The organism is uncultured Paenibacillus sp. (assembly GCF_963515335.1).
Classification (GTDB): domain Bacteria; phylum Bacillota; class Bacilli; order Paenibacillales; family Paenibacillaceae; genus Paenibacillus_I.
The window spans coordinates 163,521-185,272 of record NZ_CAUPYC010000001.1; the positions used below are offsets into that span (position 1 = coordinate 163,521).

Annotated in this window: 22 protein-coding genes and 1 pseudogene; 6 read left to right on the plus strand and 17 right to left on the minus strand. The window is 58.1% G+C overall.

Annotated elements, in window-relative coordinates; genetic code table 11:
- Nucleotides 1–148: 148 nt before the first annotated feature.
- Both RWM61_RS00755 and RWM61_RS00760 read right to left on the minus strand, forming a co-directional pair.
- Nucleotides 149–433: a hypothetical protein gene (locus RWM61_RS00755; protein WP_313996276.1), complete on the minus strand. Its 285-nt coding sequence runs from the start codon at nt 431–433 to the stop codon at nt 149–151.
- A gap of 128 nt (nt 434–561) precedes the next feature.
- A complete protein-coding gene (locus tag RWM61_RS00760) occupies nt 562–897 on the minus strand; it encodes a YlbF family regulator (protein ID WP_313996279.1) in 336 nt (111 codons plus the stop codon).
- A gap of 480 nt (nt 898–1,377) precedes the next feature.
- Here RWM61_RS00760 and RWM61_RS00765 point away from each other — a divergent pair, with 480 nt between their 5' ends.
- The 5 genes from RWM61_RS00765 to RWM61_RS00785 are packed head-to-tail and all read left to right on the plus strand — an operon-like array spanning nt 1,378 to nt 7,765.
- The gene (locus RWM61_RS00765) at nt 1,378–2,745 is read left to right on the plus strand and encodes a YheC/YheD family protein (RefSeq protein WP_313996281.1); all 1,368 of its coding nucleotides are present in this window, start codon (nt 1,378–1,380) and stop codon (nt 2,743–2,745) included.
- Between the two features lie 5 nt (nt 2,746–2,750).
- On the plus strand, nt 2,751–4,001 hold the full coding sequence (locus RWM61_RS00770) for a YheC/YheD family protein (RefSeq protein ID WP_313996283.1): 1,251 nt from the start codon (nt 2,751–2,753) through the stop codon (nt 3,999–4,001).
- Nucleotides 3,998–5,368 carry a YheC/YheD family protein gene (locus RWM61_RS00775; RefSeq protein ID WP_313996285.1) on the plus strand — a complete coding sequence of 457 codons (1,371 nt, stop codon included), beginning with the start codon at nt 3,998–4,000 and terminating at the stop codon, nt 5,366–5,368. Before RWM61_RS00770 ends, RWM61_RS00775 begins: the two co-directional genes overlap by 4 nt.
- A complete protein-coding gene (locus RWM61_RS00780; RefSeq protein WP_313996288.1) occupies nt 5,368–6,519 on the plus strand; it encodes a YheC/YheD family protein in 1,152 nt (383 codons plus the stop codon). Before RWM61_RS00775 ends, RWM61_RS00780 begins: the two co-directional genes overlap by 1 nt.
- Before the next feature lies 1 nt (nt 6,520).
- Complete coding sequence (locus RWM61_RS00785) at nt 6,521–7,765, plus strand: YheC/YheD family protein (RefSeq protein ID WP_313996291.1); 1,245 nt, start codon at nt 6,521–6,523, stop codon at nt 7,763–7,765.
- Nucleotides 7,766–7,826: 61 nt separating this feature from the next.
- On the opposite strand, the gene RWM61_RS00790 is transcribed toward RWM61_RS00785, so the two are convergent.
- The 8 genes from RWM61_RS00790 to RWM61_RS00825 form a co-directional block, all read right to left on the minus strand.
- Nucleotides 7,827–8,504, minus strand: a complete 678-nt coding sequence (locus RWM61_RS00790) for an HAD hydrolase-like protein (protein ID WP_313996294.1) — start codon at nt 8,502–8,504, stop codon at nt 7,827–7,829.
- Nucleotides 8,505–8,642: 138 nt separating this feature from the next.
- Nucleotides 8,643–9,212 (minus strand): manganese catalase family protein, encoded by a 570-nt coding sequence (locus RWM61_RS00795; RefSeq protein ID WP_313996297.1) that lies wholly within the window; start codon nt 9,210–9,212, stop codon nt 8,643–8,645.
- A 31-nt stretch (nt 9,213–9,243) separates the two neighbouring features.
- Entirely contained in the window at nt 9,244–9,513 is a 270-nt protein-coding gene (locus tag RWM61_RS00800; RefSeq protein WP_313996299.1) for a spore coat protein CotJB, read from the minus strand.
- A 5-nt stretch (nt 9,514–9,518) separates the two neighbouring features.
- Nucleotides 9,519–9,737, minus strand: a complete 219-nt coding sequence (locus RWM61_RS00805) for a spore coat associated protein CotJA (protein WP_313996302.1) — start codon at nt 9,735–9,737, stop codon at nt 9,519–9,521.
- A gap of 274 nt (nt 9,738–10,011) precedes the next feature.
- A complete protein-coding gene (ytvI, locus tag RWM61_RS00810; protein ID WP_313996305.1) occupies nt 10,012–11,043 on the minus strand; it encodes a sporulation integral membrane protein YtvI in 1,032 nt (343 codons plus the stop codon).
- A gap of 91 nt (nt 11,044–11,134) precedes the next feature.
- A complete protein-coding gene (yfkAB, locus tag RWM61_RS00815) occupies nt 11,135–12,274 on the minus strand; it encodes a radical SAM/CxCxxxxC motif protein YfkAB (protein WP_313996308.1) in 1,140 nt (379 codons plus the stop codon).
- Nucleotides 12,275–12,409: 135 nt separating this feature from the next.
- A complete protein-coding gene (locus RWM61_RS00820) occupies nt 12,410–13,525 on the minus strand; it encodes an HD-GYP domain-containing protein (RefSeq protein WP_313996311.1) in 1,116 nt (371 codons plus the stop codon).
- Between the two features lie 177 nt (nt 13,526–13,702).
- Complete coding sequence (locus tag RWM61_RS00825) at nt 13,703–15,157, minus strand: bifunctional UDP-sugar hydrolase/5'-nucleotidase (RefSeq protein WP_313996314.1); 1,455 nt, start codon at nt 15,155–15,157, stop codon at nt 13,703–13,705.
- 228 nt (nt 15,158–15,385) lie between these two features.
- On the opposite strand from RWM61_RS00825, the gene RWM61_RS00830 reads away from it, so the two are divergent.
- Entirely contained in the window at nt 15,386–16,129 is a 744-nt protein-coding gene (locus RWM61_RS00830; protein ID WP_313996317.1) for a molybdenum cofactor biosynthesis protein MoaE, read from the plus strand.
- Between the two features lie 76 nt (nt 16,130–16,205).
- Here the strand turns inward: RWM61_RS00830 and RWM61_RS00835 are convergent, their stop codons facing one another.
- The 7 genes and pseudogenes from RWM61_RS00835 to RWM61_RS00865 form a co-directional block, all read right to left on the minus strand.
- Nucleotides 16,206–16,628 carry a hypothetical protein gene (locus RWM61_RS00835; protein ID WP_313996320.1) on the minus strand — a complete coding sequence of 141 codons (423 nt, stop codon included), beginning with the start codon at nt 16,626–16,628 and terminating at the stop codon, nt 16,206–16,208.
- 111 nt (nt 16,629–16,739) lie between these two features.
- Entirely contained in the window at nt 16,740–17,213 is a 474-nt protein-coding gene (locus RWM61_RS00840) for a Gfo/Idh/MocA family oxidoreductase (RefSeq protein WP_313996323.1), read from the minus strand.
- A 67-nt stretch (nt 17,214–17,280) separates the two neighbouring features.
- Nucleotides 17,281–17,469 (minus strand): annotated as a pseudogene (locus RWM61_RS00845) (Gfo/Idh/MocA family oxidoreductase); the annotation flags it as partial.
- Between the two features lie 73 nt (nt 17,470–17,542).
- Nucleotides 17,543–18,409 (minus strand): sugar phosphate isomerase/epimerase, encoded by an 867-nt coding sequence (locus RWM61_RS00850; RefSeq protein ID WP_313996326.1) that lies wholly within the window; start codon nt 18,407–18,409, stop codon nt 17,543–17,545.
- Nucleotides 18,410–18,450: 41 nt separating this feature from the next.
- Nucleotides 18,451–19,287, minus strand: a complete 837-nt coding sequence (locus RWM61_RS00855) for a carbohydrate ABC transporter permease (RefSeq protein WP_313996331.1) — start codon at nt 19,285–19,287, stop codon at nt 18,451–18,453.
- Between the two features lie 12 nt (nt 19,288–19,299).
- On the minus strand, nt 19,300–20,160 hold the full coding sequence (locus RWM61_RS00860) for a sugar ABC transporter permease (protein ID WP_313996334.1): 861 nt from the start codon (nt 20,158–20,160) through the stop codon (nt 19,300–19,302).
- 146 nt (nt 20,161–20,306) lie between these two features.
- Nucleotides 20,307–21,671, minus strand: a complete 1,365-nt coding sequence (locus RWM61_RS00865; protein WP_313996337.1) for an ABC transporter substrate-binding protein — start codon at nt 21,669–21,671, stop codon at nt 20,307–20,309.
- Nucleotides 21,672–21,752: the final 81 nt, after the last annotated feature.

Consider the following 21,752-nt stretch of genomic DNA (forward strand, 5'->3'; position numbering starts at 1 on the left):
ATCGCTTACATTTTGTTATTAGAAATGACAGCGTTTTATTGTCTTGTCAACTTGTTATATTTCTTTACACAACAAAAACCGGCTTCCGAAGTGGAGCCGGTCCGAACTCGTATTTTCTACGACGGCACGATAATCTAACAGGATTTTACTATTTTCGTCGGAGGTATAAGGGAATAGAATCAGACCTTTGAGACGGCTCCAAACGGCGTTCCCAGCGCTCCCACTTGGCCCGCTTGATCCGGGCGAGCTCGCGTTCGGTCGCTTCATCCGTGGCGAACAGCTTGTGCAGATGGGCGGCCGCCACCAGGATGGCCAGGACAACCCACAGAACGCCGAAAGCATTCTGCCACAAACGCCCGTCGGTGAGCTCCATTCTGGGCGCCCCGTATACCAATACGGCGAGCGCGATTACGGCATTTAAGGCGTATTTCATTTTACTCCGCTTCCAGGCACTTCGCTTCACGCATATTTCAGCCCCTTCAAATCGGCGTCCGGCCCGGGCGCCGCATGGTCTGTTACCATCCTATGCGCGGGCGGCCGCCAATATGTACGAGCCTGCGGCTATTCGATCACATTCTGGATTGCTTCGGACATAATGCGGTTGACATCGTCGAAAATCACAGTGAAGCGCCGCTCCGCTTCGAACAGCTTATGGATAAGCGGGTTAAGCGACAGCACCTCGTAAAGCTTGTTCAGCTTTTCCATATCCTCGGCCTGCGGCTCTTCGCCGCCCATCATCTTCTGCTGCAGCTCCCGCTGGCGGCTGCGGAAATCGTCGAGCATGCGCTTGGCATCCGAATCGGCATTGACCCGGTTTCGCGCCTCCTTCAGCTCCTTCGCTTCCTGGCTTTCCCTCATCGCCTTCGCGAGCTCATACGCTTTATCATACACATTCACGATTGTTCCCTCCCGGTCTTGCGGCGGCGCCGAGTGCCCGCCGGATTTCACTAATCCGATGATACCATCCCACACGCCCCCCAGCCAAGTCACACCCCCCAATTCTTTTCTCCGACACTCCGATTTTCTTTTTTCAGGTTTCCTCTTTTTCAGGTTTTCTTTTTTTTTGGGGTGTAGTCCCCAACCTGCTGCGGAGGTTGTTCGGGGGAAGAGCGACTTGTTTGTGGCCGTTTCCACCTTAGCAGGGGCTTAGTGAATCAGGAAACGGACGCGAAACGGAGCGAAGACGCCGAACAACCGGAGCCTTAACGGGCGCGAATCGGAGCGAATCACCCGAACAATCGGAGCCGCCTAACCGAACTCCGGACAGACTCCAAGGGATAGATGTCCTCATATGATGGAGTAATTCGTGTCAAAAGCCCCGATCCTCCCCAAGGGCAGAGGGACGGCGCATCCCGTCCGAGTTGGAAGGAGATCAAGATGCAAACAACGAAAATACCCGTGCAAATCATCAGCTCAGGCATCCTATCGGACGACGCGCTCATGTTGGGCGAAGCTTTGGTCAAGAAGTGGAAAATCCCGCAGGGACAGCCGGTGACGATCAAATTCGGCTCGTTCGGCTCCACCGTCAAAATCATTCCCGTCCAGCGCTTCGATGGGATGCGCATCGCTTACGGGCTCGCCAGGCGGATGGGCCTGCTCTCGAACACGACGCTTCGTCTGAAATACGGGACAGCCTCCTCCGTTCTGGCGCTCGGCCCGCTGATCGGCGTCATGATCAGCCGCGATCATCCGGAAATGACCGACCGGCCGTTCGGAACGATTACCCAATTTTGCAAGGAGCTCGTCGACGCAAGCGAACTGCAAGGGGCATACGTTTATTTCTTTACCCCCAATGGGATCGTCGGAAGCGCGGGAACGCTGGAAGCTTGGGTGTACGCGGACGGCTGGAAGCAGCACAAAATGCCGGTGCCCGATATCGTCAACAACCGCCTGACCACACGCAAATTGGAAAACAGGCCGAGTGTGCAGCAATTTTTGCGGGAGGCGAAATCGCGCTGCGGGACACACGTTTTCAACGAAAAGTTTCTCGATAAATCCGAAGTGTTCGAAGCGCTCAAACGGGATATCTCCCTTCACCGGCTGCTGCCGGAATCCCACCCGCTTCGCAGCTTCACGCAGTTCAAGACGATGTGCACGCGCTACAGCTCCGTCTTTCTGAAGCCGGTTCGCGGCAGTCTGGGCAAAGGCATTATTAAAATCACCCGTCAGCCGCCCGGCGGCTACACGGCCCTATACGCGACGGCCGGCGGTACGCGCAGGCAGCAGTACGAGAGCTTGCCAAAGCTGTTTTCCGCCCTTTCGGGCAAAATCAATTCCGTCCGCTACCAGATCCAGCAAGGACTCCAGCTGATCGAAATCGGCGGGAGGCCCGTCGATTTCAGGGCGCTGGTGCAGAAAAACGCGACCGGCAAATGGGCGGTGACCTCCATTGTGGCCCGCATCGCGGGCGGACAGCATTTCGTATCCAATCTGGCCCGCGGCGGCACGCTTTTCCATGTGAAGGAAGCGATCCTGAAATCGAATATGATCCCGTCGGCTAAGCAGGGGGCCTCCGCGCGCCTTCACACCGCGGCCGTCGACATCGCCGCCGGCATCGACGCGCAAATTCCCGCTCATTTCGGAGAGTTGGGCATCGACTTGGCGATGGATGCCGGCGGCCGTGTCTGGCTGCTTGAAGTGAACTCCAAGCCGTCCAAAAACGACAATACGCCGCTTACCGACAGAAGCATTCGGCCTTCGGTGCGTATCATGATGCAATATGCCCGATTTCTTAGCGGGTTTTAACGGCCATGGCAGCGACCCGGACTGATAGGCATTTGCATACGCACACCATCGGCGTCCTGAGCATGATCCGCAATACGGCCGGAAGGATGCCGGAGGATCGTTACTGCCGGATGCTCTCCGAACTCGGCACAGGCCGGCATATCGACTTGATCGTCTTCTCTCCCGCGGACATCGATGAAGCGCAAGGAACGGTGCGGGGCTACTCGCTGCGCGGCGGTGTGTGGCGGCTAAGGGAGGCGGCCGTGCCGCCGCTCTACTACGACAGGCTCTTCTGCCGCACGCGGGAGGAACGCGGCAGGGGCCGGGCAGCGATCCGGAAGCTGCAGCGCCGCGGCTCGATGCCGCTCGGGGGCTCATTGCCCGACAAACAGACCGTGCACAGGGCTCTTGCCGGGGATGCCGGCTTCGCGCCTTTGCTGCCGTCAACCGTTCCGTTTCGGCCCGCGGAGCTTGAGCGTTTGCTCGACATGCATCCGCAAGGTCTCTTCCTGAAACCTTCCGGCGGCATGCAGGGGCGCGGAACCGTTGCGCTGCGCTTCGCGGGCGCCGCCGGGCGAAGTGCGAAACACAGCACGGTCCGCTGCAAGGAGGGCCCCTTTACCGTTCAAGGCCGGTCGGCCGGCAACCGGCCTTTCACCGCGCATTTTCCGGACACCGCCTCCCTGAAGACCTGGCTTGCGAGCGTGACCGGCGGATGCCGTTATGTCGCGCAGCCGCTCCTGGAGCTGACCTCTCCGGACGGCGCACCCTTCGATATTCGGATTCTCGTGCAGAAGGACGGCGCCGGCGGCTGGCGCATCTCCGGCGCCGGCGTACGGATCGGCTTGCCCGGAACGGCAACGGCTAACCTGCATGGAGGCGGCAGCGCCCGGCGGCTGGAACCTTTTCTGACCGCCGCTTATGGCGAACCCGCCGCCCGGAAGCTGACGGCCCGGCTTAGGGAGGCTGCCTTACAGGCGGCCGGATTGCTTGAGCAATCGTTCGGCCGCCTGTCGGAGCTCGGCCTTGACTTCGGGCTCGAGCCCGACGGACGCCTCTGGTTCATCGAAGCGAACGGCAAGCCCGGGCGCATGATTTTCCGCTTGACGGGCGACGGTGAAGCTCTCCGGCTGTCGGTGCTGCAGCCGCTTGCCTACGCCCGGTATCTGCTGGACCGAAATGCCTTCTTTTCGGCCCGGAACGGCCTTCACATGCATCCGGCCGGCGCAATCGAAACACCTGTTCATACGCGATTCCCGCAGGAGGTTCATTCATGAGTCTGACTTTTTGCAATGTCCGTTTCTCGCAGCAAGCGGATCGGGTCGTCTATGTGTCCGGCGCCCTGCTGAAGCAGCTCAAGCTGACGGGCAAGAAACGGGTTCAACTTAAGCTCGGGAACGAGGTCGCAACCGCAGCCGTAAGACCGCTCAGACGGGAAGGCAAGCATCTGTATCTGTCGGCGGGCCTGCGAAATGCAATGCGCGTTCCCAAATCCGGTCATGTCTTCGTTCACAGCACGGACAACGACGAGGTCCAGATCGGTCCGCTCATCGGCGTTCTCACCGATGGCGCCGGCTCTGCCGCCTCCCCTTTCGGTTCACGCACCGGCTATGTGCGCGAATTGCTCAGAATCGCCGAGAACAAGGCGTATTTCTTCGCCTTCACCCCGCGCGACATCAACTGGCAGACGGAGCGGGTGAACGGTTACTTCTGGAACTCGGGCGGCGGATGGACGCGCCGGACGGTGCCTCTTCCCGACGTTGTCTACAACCGGCTGCCGAGCCGGAAGGCGGAAACCTCGACGTATATCGCCGGCATCCGGGAGCGGTTTGTCCGCAAAAAAATACCGTTCTTCAACTGGAGCTTCTTCAACAAATCAGACGTCTACAAGCTGCTGGACGCGGACCCGGAAGCCAACAGGCACCTGCCCGAATCCGTGGCCAACCCGTCGCCGGACAAAATCAAGGAGCTGCTGGAAAAGCATCAGTTCGTTTATTACAAGCCGACGGCGGGCAGCCTGGGCTCCGGCATCTATCGTCTGACATACAGCCCGAAGCGGGGATACTTCGCCCGGTACCGCAGGGGCGGCAGCAACGTGCTGCTCCGTTTCTCGAATTTCAGCAGCCTGATGCGCATGCTCAATGGCCGGCACGGATCCGCCTTGAGCCGGTACGTCATTCAGCAGGGCGTACGGCTGGTCGAGATCGACGGGTGTCCGATCGATTTCCGCTTCCATATGCACAAGAACGGCAAGAACGAATGGATAGCCGCCGGCATCGGCGCCAAAAAAGCCGGCCGCGGCAGTGTGACGACCCATATCAAAAACGGCGGCTCGCTGATGACGCCCGAGCAGGCGCTCGGCCGGGCGTTCGGCGACAAGGCGGATGAGGTGCTCGAGCAGGCGAAAAAAGCCGCGGTAAGGCTTTCGGAGGCAATCGAGCGCAACTACCCGCACACGCTGGGCGAGCTCGGGCTTGACATCGGAATCGACAAGGACGGGGAAGTCTGGATGTTCGAAGCGAACGCGAAGCCGGGCCGGTCGATTTTCAAGCATCCCGCGCTCAAGGCCCAGGGCCGCGCCTCGATGGAATATATACTGGAGCACTGCCTGTATTTGAGCCGCTTCAGGAGGAGGGATGCTTGATGGAGCACCCGCTTATCGAAGAGCCTCTGTCAGGCCAGATCGCGGCGGCCAAACCCGTACTCGCCATTTTGACGATCGAGGACGATATGCAGCTGTTTCGCGGCAACCGCGGCAACTTCTCCGACCTGGTGTCGACCGGCCAGGACCTCGGCTTTATCGTCTATGTGGTTACCGTCAAGCAGCTGAAGCTGAACAAAACCCAAATCGCCGGCTTTTCCTTCGACAGCGGTACCCAGTCCTGGCACAAAGGGCTTTTCCCGCTGCCCGACATCGTCTATAACCGGGTTCCGATGCGGGAGGATGAACTGCAGCCCGCCGTGCGCAAAAAAATCGCCGCCTGCCTGAAGCATCCGACCATTCGGCTGTTCAATCCGTCCTTCTTCAACAAATGGGAACTGTTCGAGTGGCTGAACCTGTCAAAATCGACGAAGCCGTTTGTGCCCAGCACCCGCAGACTGATGACGCAGACCGGCCTTAAACGCATGCTGAAGCGCTATCCCTATCTTTACCTGAAGCCGGTCAGCGGCAAGGCCGGAAAAGGCATTATGTCGATACGGTTGCTGCCCGAGCACCAGCGGCCTTACCGACTGAAGATGCAGATCAATCGCAGAAGCCGGACGTACCGCTGCCAATCGTTCTCGAGGCTGTGGTTTCGCATCCGCAGGCAAAGCTCCGGCGAAGCCTACATCGCCCAGCAGGGCATCGAATTGGCTACCGCCGCGGAGCGCCGGTTCGACCTGCGCGCGCTCATCCAGAAGAACGGCCGCGGCCAATGGGATATTACCGGCATCGGAGCGCGCGTCGCGGGCGCGACGAGCATTACGACCCACGTGCCGCGGGGCGGCATGATCGAGGATCCCGAGAAGCTGCTCACCGGCACCTTCGGGCAGGAGCAAGGGCGCCGGCTGATGGTGACGGTCAGGAACGCGGCGCTGCTGATCGCCCGGCAGATCGAGCGGGGCTGCGGCAGTGAGCTGGGGGAAATGTCCATGGACCTGGGAGTCGACAAGACGGGGGGCATCTGGTTTTTCGAGGCCAACTCGAAGCCGATGAAATTCGACGAGCCGCATATCCGCAAAAAATCGCTGGAGCGGCTTTTTCAATACAGTCGCTACCTGTTGAAGCAAAAAGCGAAGAAGGGCGGCGCATAAGATGAGCGGCAGCCGCACCGAAACAGGCAAACCGGCAGCGAACCCTGTGCTCGGCATCCTGACCTTGTATCTGAACGATAGCAAACAGCTGGAGGAGAGGCCCGTTTATCAACGGATGACCGTCGCGGCGAAGCGGCTCGGCCTCGACGTGTTCGTCTTCACCCCGGAGGACGTCAATTACCGGAGCGACACAATCCATGCGCTCGTTTACGATACCGCCGCGAATCGCTGGGTCCGCCGGTGGACGGCATTCCCGGCGATGATCTTCGACCGGTGCCGCATCCAGAAGAGCAAACGGTTCGAGCTGCTTCAGAAATTCCGCGCCCGCTATAAGGATCGCCTGTTCCTGAACCGGCCGATCCGCAACAAATGGACGGTTTATCGAACGCTGATTCGGGAGAGCCGGTTCAGGCCCCACCTGCCGCACACACGGCTTTACGATACCGGCGGCGACTTGACCGGCATGATCCGCAAATATCCGTTGATTTATCTCAAGCCCGCCGGCGGGACCGGCGGCCGGGGCATCCTCCGCATCCAGCGGGAGAGCGGCGGAACGCTGTTCATCCAGGGACGCGACCGGTCGAGAAAAATCATCGCGCCGCAGCGGGTCGGACCGTCGGAGCTTATCGGCCGCCTCGCCTCCTGGAATTTGAAGGCCAACCGGTATTTGATCCAGCAGGGCATTCAGTTGAAGCTCGATAACGGCCGCGTTCACGATTACCGCATGCTCGTGCAGAAGAACGGCGAAGGCGCGTGGGAGGTGACGGGCTGCGCCGGCCGGGTCGGCGCCCCGCGCAGCGTCACGTCCAATCTGCACGGCGGCGGCCAGGCCTGGAGCATGGATGCGCTGCTCCGGCAGTGGATCGGCAGCGAAACCGCAATCGCCCGCGTTAAAAGCAAGGCGGAGCAGTTCGGCAAAGAAGTGGCGGCCTATCTGGATAACGCGTACGGCGCCCTATGCGAGCTAGCGCTCGATCTGGCGATCGACCGGAGCGGCCGGATTTGGCTGCTTGAGGTCAACCCGAAGCCCGCACGCGAGGTGTTCGCCCGCGCGGGCGAGAAGGAGACGTACCGGAAAGCGATCGTACGGCCGCTGGAATATGCCATGTGGCTGTACAAACGGCGGAACCGATCGAGACACGCAAGCATGCATATGCGGACGGAGACGGACGCCGACATGCTGTCTCACACCTATCGCGCACTGCGTTCTAGCGGCGTTGAGGAAGAAAACCCCGGACTCGATTGAGCCGGGGTTTTCTCCTTGTTTAATATCGATAGCACGACCCCGCATTTCGGGTTACGGCCGTTTATTCCGGCAGCAGATCGAGCAGCTGCCGGAAGTCGGTGATAACGGCGTCCGAGCCGTCCAGCTCCTTTGCCGCTCCGAAGGCTGCGTAGCGGCATCCGACGACCTGGAGGCCGTTGCGTTTGCCCGCCTCCACGTCCGACGAGCGGTCGCCGACCATCCAGCCGCCGCCGATTCCATGCTCCTCCAGCAGGATGGCGACGAGGTCGACCTTGCTGGCCGTTTGCCGTCCGCCCGCCGTGTACAACCCGTCGAACAGATGGGCAAGCTCGCGGTGCAGGACGATATGCTCCACATACGGCTGCAGCCCGTTGCTCGCCACGAACAGCTTGATGCCGCGCTCCTTGAGTGCCTGCAGCGTCTCAAGAACGTGCGGGTACAGCACGCCCTGTCCGCCCTTGATGCAGGCCAGCTCATGCAGCAGCATCAGCTCGTCGGCCCGCTTGCGAGCTTCGGGGGTGGCGTCCGGCATGACGTTATTCCAAATATCCGCAAGCAGCATGCCGAGACAGCTCAGAACCGTCTCGAGCGGGGGCGTCTCACGATCGTAAAGCCCCTCCTCCCGCAGCTGCCGAAACAGCTTCTCATGGGCATGCTCCAGCAGCGTTTCCGTTTGAAACAGCGTGCCGTCCATATCGAAGATGACCGCTTCGGGGTAAGACAACCGTACGTTTTCCATTTCTCAGCACTCTCCTGTCCTTCGTCTGCCCTCTATCATACCGAATCCTGTCGGCGAGGGAAAGAACCGGTTTAAGCACGGAGACCGAAAACCTCGGCGGGAACGGCTTCTGCCGAAGCGATTCAAGGATGCGTTGCGTCAGAACACCTTTTTCTGCTCCCGGTCGGCCTTCAGAATCTCGACCGCCTCACGGAAGCGGAGCGAATGGATGACCTCCCGCTCGCGCAGAAACTTCAGCGCATCCTGAAGGTCGACGTCGTCCGTCTGGTCGATGATCCATTGATAGGTGGCCCGCGCCTTTTCCTCCGCCGCGATATCCTCGTACAGGTCCGCAATCGGATCGCCTTTGGCCTGAATGTAAGCGGCCGTCCAGGGCACGCCCTCGGCATTCGCATAATAGAGCGCCTTATCGTGCACCGAATAATGCGGGCCGAGTCCCGCCGCCTCCAATTGGTCGACGGTGGCGTCCTTCGTCAGCTTGTAAATCATCGTGGCGATCATTTCCAGATGGGCAAACTCTTCTGTGCCGATGTCGTTCAGCAGGCCGACCACCTTGTCGGGAATGGAATAGCGCTGGTTCAAATAGCGCAGCGCGGCGGACAGCTCGCCGTCGGCGCCGCCGTATTGCTCGATTAAGTATTTTGCGACCCTGGGGTCGCACTTGCTTACTCTGACCGGGTATTGCAGCTTTTTCTCATAAATCCACATCGGACCGTTCCCTCCTCGCGCGCGTGCGCCGTTAAACCTGCCAGGGCCAAGGCGTTTCCGCCCACTGCCAAGGGTAGCGGGAGTAGCTGTGGCCGAACTGGAGAAGCGGGCCGTACCGGCACTCGAACCGATAGGCGGCCTGCTGCCGCTGCTGGGACAGCTGGTTGTACTGTTGAAGCGCCTGCATGTCGTCCGGGTGCGTATCCAGGTACAGCGTCAGCTCAACCAAGGCGAAATCCAGCTGCTGCAGCTCCTCCATCATCCGGTAATATTCCTGGTCGACCGTCGTATTGCCGTCCATCGGCTTCAAGGCCTCCCTTCAAGCATGCGCGATTGATAAGGGCTGTAATAGGCAGGCCACAGCGTGCCGCGCCTGAGGGCCTCCGGCAACGGATACTGCTGCAGGTTGGCGGGCTGGAACGGCGCGAACAGATTCGGCGGCACGATATACGTCTTGACCCGCATCGGCGGGCACGGATCGAACGGCCCCACGAACGGGTACCATTCCCGTAGCTGATTGTTCAAAGCGGGACTACCTCCTCCGGTAAATAAATGGCCTCTTCCCATCCTATGACACCCGCCCGGCAAAACTGCCTATCCGATAAAATCTTCCTGCGGTGGAGTCCCGCAATGAAAAAAGACCCTCACTAAAGGGTCCGCCATAAACCATTACGATTTTTCCGTCCAGCGTACTGCTGTCAATCACCAGTAAGTTGTTCACCGATTGCAAATGGCAACCGGGTTTTGAAAACGGGCATCCCGTTGCCGGGACACCCGCTCGCCAGCCGCGGCGATGCGGCTACAGCTTGATTTTCGATTGGAACAATCCCGCCTTGCGCGCCGCCATATAAATAATGACCACCAGCGGACCGAGGAACACGCCGATCACGCCCACCAGCTTGAAGCCGACGTACAGGCTGACCAGCGCCGACAATGCGCCGATCCCGACCGAATCGCCGAGCACCTTCGGTTCCACCACGCGCCGGAAAACGGTAATGACGATGAAAAGGACCAGAAGTCCTACACCCATATACGTGCCGCCCGTCAGAAGCAGGTAAGCCGCCCAGGGGACGAGCACCGACCCGGTGCCGAGTATCGGCAGTATGTCGACGATCACGACAAGCAGCGCAATCGCCAGCGGAAATTTGACGCCGATGAGCAGAAAGCCGGCCAAGGCAATGACATAGGTCAATGCGCTTAGAATGAGCTGCGCCTGCAGGAAGCCGAAGATCGACTTGCGCAAATTTTGCAGCACCTCGTCGACCTTTCCCCGCGATTCCTCGTCGAACAAGGTCAGGAACGAGTATTTCATCGTGTTCAGGCTGTAGCTGAACATGTAGACCGCGACGAGAAAGACGATAAAGAAAATAAACAGGTTCGGAATCTGGCCGGCCAAGTCGATGAGCAAGGCCGACAGGCTCGTGACGACGGTGGTGAGCGAGCTGGTCAGCCCGGTCAGCCATTCCTCCAATTGGGCGGCTGCATCGGGCGGCAAATGCTGGAACAGCAATCGCGCGTTGTCCAGCTGCTGCTGAACATACGTGTTCGTGTTCTGCACATAATTGGGCACATTTCTCCCGAACGCGATCAGCTCGGCGATGATCCGCGCGCCGAGCATCGTCAACAGCCCGATGAGCAGCAGGGTGAAAAAGGAGCTGGAAACGGTGGCCGCCGCCACCCGGTTCAGCTTCGCGCGCTTCATCAGGAACACGGTAAGCGGCTCGATCGAGATCGCCACGACGAGCGCAAGCAGAAACGGAGCGCCGACCGTGAACAGCAAATAGAGCAGCGCCAGTCCCAGCCCAAGCATCACGATCGTTCGAATTGACATAAAGGGCTTCCCTTCCTCGTGAGAAATAACATCTCTCTACCTACCGTATTCGTCCGGTTTCGTTTTTCATGCCGGCAACGCGAAATTTACGTTATTCCGCCACGGCCTTGCGCAGCCGAAAATCATGCTCCCGGAAATACATCTCCTTCACGAGCAGGTTCGGACCGCAGCACGACGCCGCCGGGCAATGGCAATTGACGCTGCCCGCCAGCGGGCCCGCGAGCCAGCGCTCGAACACGTCGTCGAGCCGGTCGTCCCGTATGTTGCCGAACGCCGGCACGTCCGCGAAGTCGGTGACGAACACATCGCCGTTGAAAAGGTTCACGTTCAACCGGTTCCGTCCGTCCGGATCGTTGCGTACGGTCACATTCGGCGCGCCGGCCAGACGGCGGACAAGGGCGCGTTCCTCCGGATCCGGGCTGCACATGAAGAACGGCAGCGTCCCGAACAGCATCCAGACCGATTCGTCACGCTCATCGAGCAGCCTGCCGACGGCAGCCGCCATATCTCCCCTGGACAGCATCGGCAAATCGGCCGCGAACGCGCTCGGATACATCGGGTGCACCTCGTGCCGGCGGCAGCCCATCCCGACGATATGCCGGTGGATCTCTGCGATGTCCCGGTGCGTACGGTAGTTGATCATCGATTCCGCCGAGACGAACAAGCCGCCGTCCGCCAGCTTCCGCGCATTGTCGATCATGCGCTCGTACATGCGCGCGGCCGTGTCTTCGGCGACCGGGTGATTCGATTTGGCGAATCCGATCCGGTGAAAATCTTCCGCCGAGGTGTAATTATAGGAAATATGCATGACGTCCAGGTAAGGCGCAAGCAGCTCATAGCGTCCGTAATCCAGCGTCAGGTTGGAATTGATTTGCGAGACGACGCCCCGGCTGCGCGCGTATTGGAGCAAGGGCACGATGTATTCCTTCACCGTTCGTTCGGAGAACGACGGTTCCCCGCCGGTAATGCTGATCGTCTCCAGCTTCTCCACTTCATCGAGCCGCTTCAGCATGAGCGGCAGCGGCAATTTGTCCGGTTCGCCGAATACGAGCGTGTGGCCGACCGCGCAGTGCTCGCAGCGCATATTGCAAAGGTTCGACACCGTCATCTCGACGCTGGTCAGCGCATGACGGCCGTAGCGCCGCAGCGATCCGATCGGATCCCACGGATCCCATACCGGGGATCTTTCACGGGCGGCGTCCGGCCTGGCATGATGTATCGTATCTTTCATGGAAAACTCCCGATTCTGTTCGTATTCATGGCATCACTTTATTTTAAGGTTAACGGGGCATCGTTGGCAACTCGAGCCGCATGCCGGGAACGGACAAAGGGAGCATGGGCTCCCTTTGTCCGTTCCTTGCTTCAATTAATGGCCTGCCGGAGCGGAGATATCGGTCTCGTCATGCGCGATTCCGATGATCATCGTCGCAAGCTGCTTCGACAGATCGATCTCGTAAGGCTCCGCCGGCGGCCGGCCGTCGGCGCCGTTCAGCACGCGGATGACCGGGCGGTGGGCGTAAGCGCCGTTAATGTCCACGACGACCCCCAGCTCGCCCGTACTCAGCTTGACCGTCAGGCCGATCGGATACAGCACCACCTTGTCGCGAAAAACCTGAACCATCCGCTGCTCATAGAGCGTGCCGGTGCCGACAAACAGCTGCTCGATCGCTTGATGCGGGAGCATGGGACCCCGATACGCCCGCGCCGATGTCATCGCGTCATAAGAATCGGCGATGCCGATCCATTTGGCATACTCATGAATGTCGTTGCCCTTGATGCCGCGCGGATAGCCGCTGCCGTCAAGCCGTTCGTGATGCTGAAAAGCGCAATGGGCGGCAATAAGCGGGATGTTCGGTTCATCCTTCAGCAATTGAAAACCGTATTCGGCATGCCGCTTCATCTCGGCGAATTCCAGGTCGGTCAATGCCCCGGGCTTCGAGAGCAGCTGCGGCGGTAGTTGCGTTTTGCCGATATCGTGCAGCAGCGCGCCGAGGCCGAGCACCATCAGCTCGTCCTTCGAATAGCCCTCGGCCATGCCCAGAATGGTCGAATAGATACAAACGTTCAACGAATGCTGATAAAGGTAATGATCGACGGTTCCCATATTCATCAGCATGATCATGGCGTCTTGCCGGTTTCCGACCTCATCCAGAATCATGTTCATGACGCCGCGCAGCTGCTTGCCCACATAAGGATAGGTGACGCCCTTGCGCCTGGGGGCGCTGACCATCTCCCGGAAGGCGGACCGAATCTCGGCGACCGCGCGAATCCGCGTTTCTTCGCTGATCGTTTCCGGAACCTCGATATCCGCCGTCCGCGGGTCTTCCACATATACATAACCGACGCCGCATTCGATCAGCCGGCTGATCAGCCTTTCCGTCAGCTCGACCCCTCGGCCGAGCAGGACGAGGCCGTCCTCGGTATAAATTTTTTTGGCCAGCTTCATTCCCGGCTTGCAGTTCTTCGTCGGCAGCAATCGCATGTCTGTTCCCCCGCAATCAGGTTCCAACCCTGTGTCTCTCTCGAAATAACCCTTTTATGTATATGTTAGGGGATATTGGAGGTTGACGCAACAAAAATCGGCAAAATGCGCCATTTCTCGATTCCGATGCGACGGTCCGCGGCCCCGCAAGCGCACCGCCCGAAAAGAAAGCTCCGGCTATCGGCCCGCTTGTATCCACCTCTGCCGCCAGGTATCCCGGATCCGCTCTTCCCGGCCCAATTCCGCAGCCAGTACGTCCCGGATGAATTCCGGCAAATAATAGCGGATTTCGAGCCCTTGCTTGAGCGATTCGTAGCCGATGCCGAACGTAAACATGTCGATCGTGCCGACGGCATACAGCCGGCCGTCGTCGAGCGGCTCGCCCGCCGCCCGCACGTCAATGAGCTTCGCCATCGGCGGGCCGTCCGGATCGTAGCGCACCTCGAGCCCGTCGACGGCAAGCGTGCCGAGCTCAAGGCCGCGGAAGCCGAAGCCCCGTATCGGCATATGCACGAATTCCGGCAGCAGCGCTTCCTCGAGCGCCCGCCGGATATGGGCGCCGCTCAGCCGCAAGCGGCACGGGTTGATCGGCGACGGGCACAAGGCGTGCAGCTGCGCCGCCGTCACGTCGCCCGCCGCCAGGCCGCCGAGCAGCTGGCCCGCGTTGACGATGCCGAGCTCGGCATCGGTCCAGCGCCGCAGGCCGGAGGCGAGCAGGTTGCCGAGCGGCGACTCGCGCTCGGCGGACGCGGGCAGCGCCGCGCCCAGCCGGGTGACCGTCCGGCTGAGCAGGCGCTCGCCCGCTTGGCGGAAGCGGCCGATGATCGCGGCCGCTTCCGCGTCTTCCGCGTAGGCGGCCATCGGCACGCACGACGCGCGGAACACGGGGCGCGAGGAGACCGGGTCGATATCGACCTCCACGCGCCCGATGTGGGCGCCGAACTTGCCCGCGGCGCAGATCGTCGTGCCGCGGACGGCCAGCGGCTCCTCGAGCAGATGATGGGTGTGGCCGCCGAGGATCAGATCGATGCCGTCCACCTCCTCGGCGATCCGTTTGTCGTAGGCCAATCCCAAATGGGATAATAGCACCACCACATCGGCATGCGGCCGCAAAGCCGCCGCTTGCTCGGCCGCCGCCTTGAGCGGGTCGCCGGCATCCCAGCCGAGCATCGTGTAAAAATCGGAAAAGGCGGCCGTTACGCCGATCAAGCCGAAGCGTAAGCCGCCTTTGCGAACGACCGTGCCGGACAGCAGCCATTCCGGCCGCAATCCGTCCGCCGTTCTCCTCATGTTGGCGCACAGAACGGGAAACCGCGCTTCATGCCCGTACGCCCGTTCCAGAACGTTCTCCGTATAGGTCAAGCCCTCGTTGTTGCCGAGCGTGACGGCGTCGTAACCGGCCTCGTTGAGCAAAGCGATATTGACGAGCCCGTCGCTGCCTTCGGTTTCGAGCCGCATGCGGTCCATATGGTCGCCGATGTCGAGCGCCAGCAGCCGATCCGCGCCGTAATGCCGCCGCTGTTCGGTAATATACGTTGATATTTTAGCCGCCTGCTCCAAATGGCTGTGCACATCGTTGCTGTGGAGAAGCAGCACGCGGGCGGCCGGCGGAGACATTTCGGAATTCGCCATGCTTTCCTCCTACGTATCGGTTTGATCCTGGCCGGTCGACCGGCCGCGGCTGCCGCACAGGCCTGAATGCGCGGGTGTGATTCATGATATGCCCGTTCATCCTGATCCTATTCCTGCCTGCCGAAGCGGCGGACGAATACCGAATTATGCCTTCCAGTTTAACATGAAACCGGAAAATATGATATGCTATACGCAAGTCAAACCTGATACAATGCGAGGTTTTCCGCCATGGTGAAACACTGGACGATTCGTTTGTTCGCAGGCTTGGCCGAGCGTATCGGCAGCCCTGAAATTGCATTCGAGCATGCAAGCGGCGAGATGAGCGTCAAAGCGCTGAAGTCGGCGGTCAGCGCCATATACCCCGAGCATGAGCCGCTGATCGGCGTCTCCTTCGTGGCCCGCAACCGGCAATACGCATCCGATAGCGAAACGGTAAGCCACGGCGACGAGCTGGCGATGCTGCCCCCGGTGTCCGGTGGCGAGGATACCGAGGTCGAAGCGACCCTTGATCCGGACGGTTGGGATGATCGATACACCTTGACCGATCAGCCGCTTGACCGGGACAAGGTGACCTCGCGGGTCATCGTGCCCGGGCACGGCGCTTCGCTGGTCTTTGTCGGAACGACCCGGGAATGGACGCACGGCAAGCGGACGGTCAAGCTGGAGTATGAAGCCTATGCGCCGATGGCGCTGAGCATGATGCGCCAGATCGGCGACGAAATCGGCGAACGCTGGCCGGGCGCCCTTTGTGCGATTGCGCACAGAACCGGCACCGTCGGCCTCGCCGAGGCCAGCGTCGTCATCGCCGTTTCCGCGCCGCATCGCGGCGTGTGCTATGAAGCGAGCCGCTACGCGATCGAGCGGCTGAAGCAAATCGTGCCGATCTGGAAGAAGGAAATTTGGGAAGACGGCTCCGAATGGAAAGGGCATCAGCTGGGCCCTTGGGATCCCACTGCGCCCCCCGCCGTGTAGCACGCCGAAAAAGAGCGATTCCGCATGCAGCGCACCGCTGCTTCGGGATCGCTCTTTCGCATGCGCCCGGCCTCCGTCAGCCTTTGACCGAACCGGCAACCGATCCGTAAATCATATACTTTTGCACGAACAAGAAGAAAATGAACACCGGCAGCAAAGCCAGCGTCGAAGCAGCCGTCAGGCTCCCCCAATCGGCGGCATACTGCTGCATGAACAACTGCAATCCGACCGGGATCGTCATCGAATCCTCGCTTCTCAGAAACACCAACACTTCTTTATTCAGCATGACAGCAAGCGCCAAACCGAATACATAACTGCCGATTACGCTGAAAATGGAGAAAACCGCGCTGTACTCCAGCGCATTCCAGAAATCCTCCATGCGCAGCAGCTGCGCAAAATTGCCGAGACCGACAAAATCGCCGGCCCGGGCCATCGTCCGGTCCTGAAAGCTGTAAATCAGTCCGGAAAACATCGGGTACACATTAATCAGCGCGATCAATACCATGGACGGCAGTAAAAATGATAGGGAAGCCAGTTGATTTTACGGCGTCGTCTTCCGTGAAGCTCCCGCCGCCGTTGCCTTAAGAGCGGTGCAACAACCTTGCAAACCTTACACAACCGTTTCTTCCGTTAATGAGACCACTTTGCCGCCCTCGGCGGCGCTTCGCCAGGCAGCCTCCGTCAAGCGCGCAATTCGCAAGCCGCAGTGTGATGGCGCTGCCGCTTCGATAATTCTGCCGAGCACAACATCGACAAAATCCCGATTCGGTTCACTTGAAGCTGGCAATTCGCTCGCCGGCACTTCAGTGAGTTCCGTTCGTCCCTGCTTGGCCACCCAAATCCGGTTGTTGCGGTACAAGACCGTCCCATGCTCGCCGTGAATGGATACGTCCTCATGCCAGCCAATACTTGCGCTTCCTACAACATTGAAGGTGCCAATCGCGCCCTCCCTGAAACGAACGGTTAGAGCGGAATCGATATCCACCTCCGTGCCGCGGTTGTCGATAAATGCTGAGACGCTTTCCGGTTCGAGTCCCGTGATCCACAGCACAACATCGAGCAGGTGGCTGCCGGAATCGTTCAATTGCCCGCCGCAGGACAGCGCAATCTTCTGCGAAGTGCAAGCTGTGAGGCGACACAATAATGGCGGCATCAGCATTCGACTTCGCGATGGCTTCCCGAAAGTCTGAATAGACAGGCACATTCTCCAGCTGCGGGAAGCTCATTTTTACTTGGGCAAGCGACTCCGCCGAAGGATCCGCCAAGCCGGCGATTTCGGCTTCCGGCACAGCCAACAGCCTGCGTATATGCTCTCTACCCATACCCCCGACACCGATCATCAAGAAACGAACCTTTTCCAACGCATTTCCCTCCGATGCGCCACGAGGGGCATGATCGCCCCTCCACGCTTTCTTATTTAAAATACGTCTCCAGATACTTCTTCGCTTTGATAATGCCCTGCTGCTCCGCCTCAAGCGACCCCCAGAAACGGTGATCCTCAAGCTCAATGCTGATTGCCCCTTTATAGCCGATACGGTCCAGAACGACGGCCACCTTGCTCCACTCAACCGTACCGTGGCCTGGAATCGTATACCTCCAGAAGCCTTCCGAGAAGTCATACTTCGAGCCGAAAGTGGCCGGGAGAATTCCGGATTCGTACAGTTCCTCCGATAACATCTCCGTATCCTTGCCGTGCACATGGTTGATCCTGTCGCTGAATTCGTGCAGGGCACGCATGTAGTCAATACCCAAACGCACAAGATGGGAAGGATCATAGTTCAGACCGAAATGCTTGGACGGAATCGCCTCGAACATCGCCCTCCACATCTCAGGCGTGCATCCGATAGTCGGGTATGTAGGAGCCGGTCCAGGCCAGCCTTCGATGGCGATGTATATGCCGTTTTTCTCCGCATGCTTAACCAGCTTCGGGAAGATATCTTTCCAGATCGCGAAGCTTTCATCTCTCGACTGGTTCTTGTCCGCCGGAAACAGGCACATGAAAAGTACGCTCGCCCCGGCTTGGTTCATTTCCGTCATCGTAGCTTTTACTTTCTCAAACGCTTCCCCGCGTTCGTAGTCATCCTTGCTGAGCAGGGCGGGAATAATCGCGTCGACGGATCCGATCCCGATTCCTGCGGCATCGCAAGCCTGCTTCACTTCCGGCCCTGCGTTCGGCACGTCCAATACGTCCAGACCGATTTCCGCCGCCCACTTCGCAACATTCTCAATTCCCGTTTTGCTGATTTTCGGCGGTATGCGTGTTCCGATGTTGAAGCTCATGTCTTTCACTCCTTGGATGGTATAATTTCTCTAAGTTCGCCTTAACCCTTGATGCCGCTGAACGTGATGCCTTGAATGAAGGTTTTCTGAAGGAAGAAGAATAGGAGGATGATCGGCAGCGTCATCATGGTGGATACGGCCATCATCAGTCCCCACTGCGTGCCCTTCTGGCTCTGGAACTGCTGCAATCCGAGCGACAGCGTATAAGAGCCCGGCTCTGTCAGGTAAAGCAGCGGACCCATGAAGTCAGTCCAGGCAGCCATGAATTGAAACAATCCGACAGCCAAAACCGCTGATTTCGCAAGCGGCAGCATGATCTGCCAATACGTTCTGAACTCTCCCGCACCGTCGATTCTTGCAGCATCCTTAAGCTCGTTGGGCAATCCAAGGAAAAATTGACGCAGCAGGAAGATATAGAACGGAACGCCGAAGAACGCCGGAATGACCAAAGGCAAAGCCGTGCCGATCCAGTTCAATTTCTCGAACAGCAGGAAGAGCGGAATCATAGTCACCTGACCGGGAATCATCATCACGGCAATGGTGATAAAGAATAAGGAGTCTCTTCCCTTCCAATTTAACTTGGCAAAGCTGTACGCCACGAGCGGGCATGTCAGAACGACGCCCAATGTGCTGAACCCCGTGATGAGAACCGTATTTTTTAAGTACGTAAAGAACGGAATATAGTCCATTGCATCGACATAGTTCTGCCACACGAAAGGATTCGGAATCCACTCGGGAGGAAATGTGTAGACCTGGTCAAGCGCCTTCAGCGAGGTGGAAACCATCCATATAAACGGCGCAAGAAAGAACACGGAGGCGATCAACAAAAAAAATTGCGCCACATAATTTTTTACTTTTTTGCTTGTTTTCGCAGTCATTTTCTCTCCACCTTACTCTCCCTGATAGTGAACCCACTTCTTCGAAGTGTAGAAGATCAGTGCGGTTAACGCCATTACGATAATGAACAAAATCCACGCCATGGCCGAGGCATAACCCATCTTGAAAAATTTAAATCCGTTGTCATACAAGTACATGACATAGAATTTCATGGAATCGGCGGGCGTCCCCCGACCTCCGGTCATAGTGTAAGGCAGCGTAAACTGCTGGAATGCGCCGATAATACCCATAACAAGGTTGAAAAAGATAACCGGCGTAAGGAGTGGAAGCGTGATGCTCTTCATTTTATGGAACCAGTTGGCGCCGTCTATGTCGCCCGCTTCGTAATAATCCGGTGAAATATCGTTCAGGCCTGCAAGATAAATGACAACCGATTGACCGATCCCCCAGAGCGACATCAAGATCAGTGAAGGCTTCGACCAGGTTTCACTTCCGAGCCAAGCCGGCCCTTGTATGCCGACAACGTCCAGCATGCCGTTCACGAGACCGAAGCCCGGATTGAGCAGCCACATCCAAAGGACGGCCATCGCAACTGCGGGAACAAGTGTAGGGAGGAAAAAGATCGTACGATAGACGGCCATCCCTCTTACCCTCATATTGAGCAGCATGGCGAGAGCCACGCCGAAAAAGATGCTGAGCGGAACAAAGAAAACAACGAAGTAGACCGTATTGGAAATGGATTTCCAAAAAACCGAATCCGCCATCAACTCGACATAGTTCCGAAAACCCACGAATTCTCCCGGCTGCAGAATGCTGTAAGTCGTGAAACTAAAGTATAAAGAAGAGACGAGAGGAACGGCAAAAAACAGCAACAACCCGATGACCCAAGGCGAAGCGAACAACCATCCATACAACGCGTCATCGCCCAATTTTTTTGACTTTTTTGCTTTTGTCCGCGTCGTCATCGGCATGGGTACAGCCTTTTCTTCAAACATAGTACCTCCTCCTTTTGACTAGGAAAGAAAATGGGGAGAACTTGTCTCCCCATCTAAAGGAATGGTTATTGATTGAGCGCTTTCGTTACCGTTTCATTTACTTTATCAAGCAGCGCTTTAGGGTCTTCGCCGCGGGTCGCAAGGTCAACCGCGTTAGCAAGCTCATTCCAGTACAGCGAACCTTGAGTCATTACCGGACGCGCGTTGGAAACCGGCAATACGTTGATGAATTCTTTAAAAATCGGATGCTCTTTGTAGCCAAGCTTTTCATTAACTGCGTCGTTGATCGAGAAGTCTCCTGAAATTTTACTGAAGATTTCCTGTCCTTCTTCACCGGAGAAGAACTTCATGAACTCCCATGCCGCTTCAGGGTTCTTGGAGCCCTTTGGCATTACCGTCGCCCAACCGCCGGACCAGGTTGTGAAATTGTCACCGGTCGGGGTAGGCATGGGGAATACGCCATAGTTCAGATCAGGATTGAATTTCTCTGCTTGCGAAACTGTCCACGGACCGGAAACCTGCATGCTGAGCTGTCCCGTGAAGAAAGGATCCATTGTCGTTGTACCTTGGGAATCGGTGAAGGACGCGATATCCTCGATGTTGTATTTCTTCGCGTAGTTGGCGATCCAGGTCAGCGCCTCGACATTCTTTGGATTGTTAGCGGTTACATTTCCTTCAGCATCCATGAACTCGCCGCCGAAGGACCATCCCCAACCATAGAACCAGCCCTGATTATACCAAGGAATAAAACCGATTTGTTTAAAGCGCTTGCCGTCTTTGATGGTCAATTTTTCAGCTGCTTCCTCCAATTCCTGAATCGTGCTCGGCGGGTTTTCCGGGTCCAGGCCGGCCGCCTTGAAGTGATCCTTGTTGTAATAAACCAGGCGGGCGTCTGTCGTTGTAGGCATTGCGTACAGCTTGCCGTTGTAATTCGCTTCTTCCCATGCGAACGGATAGAAATTATCAGCGTTTACACCGGAGGCCTCGGCATAACCCGAGATATCCGTCAGCGAGCCTTGGGCAGCCCAGGTAGCAACCTCAAAGCGGTCAAAGTAAGCGACATCCGGTGCGTTGCCGCCGGCGATCGCGGCAAGCAGTTTCTCATTCTTGCCTTCGCCTTGTTGAGCTATGTAAACCGCGTTGACTTTGATGTTGGGGTACTTTTCTTCAAACGCTTTCACAACTGCGTCCATTGCTTCACCGGTAAGCTCTGTCATTGCATGCCATACGGTGATTGTCGCTTTCTCGCCGGATCCGCCGGCATTGCCTGTGTCGGCCGTGTTTGACGATGTCTTTGCGTTGCCTCCAGCCGCCTGATTTTCGTTTCCCCCGGACGAATTGTTTCCATTGCCGCCGCAGCCGGCCAGCGCTACGGATAGGATCAAGGTAAAGATGGCCAATAAGTATGCTCCCTTTTTAATACCTTTCATACTCTTTCACCGTCCTTTAAGTTTTGTAGATGACGTGAGAAGAAGCAACACCCATCCATGCGATAAGATGATTCAAAATGA

Coding starts and splice junctions, on each gene's coding strand:
- RWM61_RS00795 (WP_313996297.1), bottom strand. CDS start 9,212: ATGTGGATTTATGAGAAAAAGCTGCAATACCCGGTCAGAGTAAGCAAG.
- RWM61_RS00825 (WP_313996314.1), bottom strand. CDS start 15,157: ATGGCGAATTCCGAAATGTCTCCGCCGGCCGCCCGCGTGCTGCTTCTC.
- RWM61_RS00785 (WP_313996291.1), top strand. CDS start 6,521: ATGAGCGGCAGCCGCACCGAAACAGGCAAACCGGCAGCGAACCCTGTG.
- RWM61_RS00775 (WP_313996285.1), top strand. CDS start 3,998: ATGAGTCTGACTTTTTGCAATGTCCGTTTCTCGCAGCAAGCGGATCGG.
- yfkAB (WP_313996308.1), bottom strand. CDS start 12,274: ATGAAAGATACGATACATCATGCCAGGCCGGACGCCGCCCGTGAAAGA.
- RWM61_RS00820 (WP_313996311.1), bottom strand. CDS start 13,525: ATGCGATTGCTGCCGACGAAGAACTGCAAGCCGGGAATGAAGCTGGCC.
- RWM61_RS00850 (WP_313996326.1), bottom strand. CDS start 18,409: ATGAGCTTCAACATCGGAACACGCATACCGCCGAAAATCAGCAAAACG.
- RWM61_RS00865 (WP_313996337.1), bottom strand. CDS start 21,671: ATGAAAGGTATTAAAAAGGGAGCATACTTATTGGCCATCTTTACCTTG.
- RWM61_RS00770 (WP_313996283.1), top strand. CDS start 2,751: ATGGCAGCGACCCGGACTGATAGGCATTTGCATACGCACACCATCGGC.
- ytvI (WP_313996305.1), bottom strand. CDS start 11,043: ATGTCAATTCGAACGATCGTGATGCTTGGGCTGGGACTGGCGCTGCTC.
- RWM61_RS00830 (WP_313996317.1), top strand. CDS start 15,386: ATGGTGAAACACTGGACGATTCGTTTGTTCGCAGGCTTGGCCGAGCGT.
- RWM61_RS00800 (WP_313996299.1), bottom strand. CDS start 9,513: ATGGACGGCAATACGACGGTCGACCAGGAATATTACCGGATGATGGAG.
- RWM61_RS00780 (WP_313996288.1), top strand. CDS start 5,368: ATGGAGCACCCGCTTATCGAAGAGCCTCTGTCAGGCCAGATCGCGGCG.
- RWM61_RS00765 (WP_313996281.1), top strand. CDS start 1,378: ATGCAAACAACGAAAATACCCGTGCAAATCATCAGCTCAGGCATCCTA.
- RWM61_RS00755 (WP_313996276.1), bottom strand. CDS start 433: ATGAAATACGCCTTAAATGCCGTAATCGCGCTCGCCGTATTGGTATAC.
- RWM61_RS00855 (WP_313996331.1), bottom strand. CDS start 19,287: ATGACTGCGAAAACAAGCAAAAAAGTAAAAAATTATGTGGCGCAATTT.
- RWM61_RS00790 (WP_313996294.1), bottom strand. CDS start 8,504: ATGGAAAACGTACGGTTGTCTTACCCCGAAGCGGTCATCTTCGATATG.